At 74.4% G+C, this 1,209-nt stretch carries 1 protein-coding gene and 1 pseudogene; both read right to left on the minus strand.

Going from position 1 to position 1,209, the window contains the following annotated elements; all coding sequences use genetic code 11:
• Positions 1-880, minus strand: an 880-nt coding sequence (locus tag ACYVE7_RS34270) for a polyketide synthase dehydratase domain-containing protein (protein WP_460370765.1), incomplete at its 3' end; no start/stop codon positions are given.
• Positions 881-1,052: 172 nt separating this feature from the next.
• Positions 1,053-1,193, minus strand: a pseudogene (locus ACYVE7_RS34275) (hypothetical protein); the annotation flags it as partial.
• Between the last annotated feature and the right edge of the window lie 16 nt (positions 1,194-1,209).

A 1,209-nucleotide genomic window follows, 5' to 3' on the forward strand; every position in this document is an offset into this window, starting at 1 on the left:
AGCCCCCGGCCTCCACCCCCTCGACGGCGGCAGCCCGCGCGAGACGCGGCACATACGCCACCCCCGCCCGCACCGCCACTTCCGGCTCCCCCACGGCCGACGCCACCGGGACGTCCACCGCAGGATCACCGTCGGTCTCCACCAGCAGGAACCGCCCGGGATTCTCCGCCTCCGCCGCCCGCACCAGCCCGCGCGCCGTCGCATGAGCCACCTCACCCGGCCGAACCACCACGGCGAGCCGCCCCTCCCTTTCCTTCCGAAGATGCCCTTGCACAGCCGCCAACACCCCTTCAGCCACCGCGAACGCCGCACCGGGCAGCTCATCAACGACGTCCCCGCAAACCACCACCCCGCCGATCCCCTCCACCGACGACGTTCCCGGCAGCGCGGATGACGACGGTGTCGCGGGGGTCCAGGTGAGGTGGAAGAGGGAGGTGTGGGGGGTTGGGGTGGGGGCTAGTTGTTCTGGGGAGACGGGGCGGGAGAGGAGGGAGGTGATGGAGAGGACGGGGTGGCCGGTTTCGTCGGAGATCTCGATGGTGGTGGTGGAGGGGGTGGTTCCGGGGGTGATGTGGACGCGGAGTGCGGCGGCGCCGGGGGTGTGGAGGGCGACGCCGGTCCATTCGAAGGGGAGCTCGGTGGTGGTGTCGTCGGTCAGGAGGCCGGCGTGCATGGCGGCGTCGAGGAGGGCGGGGTGGACGCCGAAGCGGGGGGCTTCGGCACGGTCGGGGAGGGACACCTCGGCGAACAGCTCGTCGTCGCGGCGCCAGACCGCCTTGAGGCCCCGGAACATCGGGCCGTAGAGGTAGCCGCGGTCCTTCAGGCGGTCGTAGGCGTCGGCGATGTCGACGGGGAAGGCGTCTTCGGGTGGCCAGACCATGAGGGCGGGCGGCGGGGGGGCGGGGGGGGGGGGGGGGGGGGGGGGGGGGCGGGACGAGCAGGCCGGTGGCGTCGCGCAGCCAGGTCAGGTCGTCGGAGCCGCCGGTGTCGGCGCGGGAGAACACCTCGAGCCGGCGCGCACCGGAATCGTCGGGGCCCGCGACCATGACGCGGACGGCGGTGCCGCCCTGGGCGGGCAGGGTGAGCGGCGCTTCCAGGACGAGTTCGGCCAGTCCCGGGCAGCCGGTCTCCGCCCCGGCGCGCAGCGCCAGCTCGACCAGGCCGGTGCCCGGCAGGAGCACGGTGCCGAGCACGTCGTGGTCGGCCAGC

Source organism: Actinocorallia lasiicapitis (assembly GCF_054778695.1).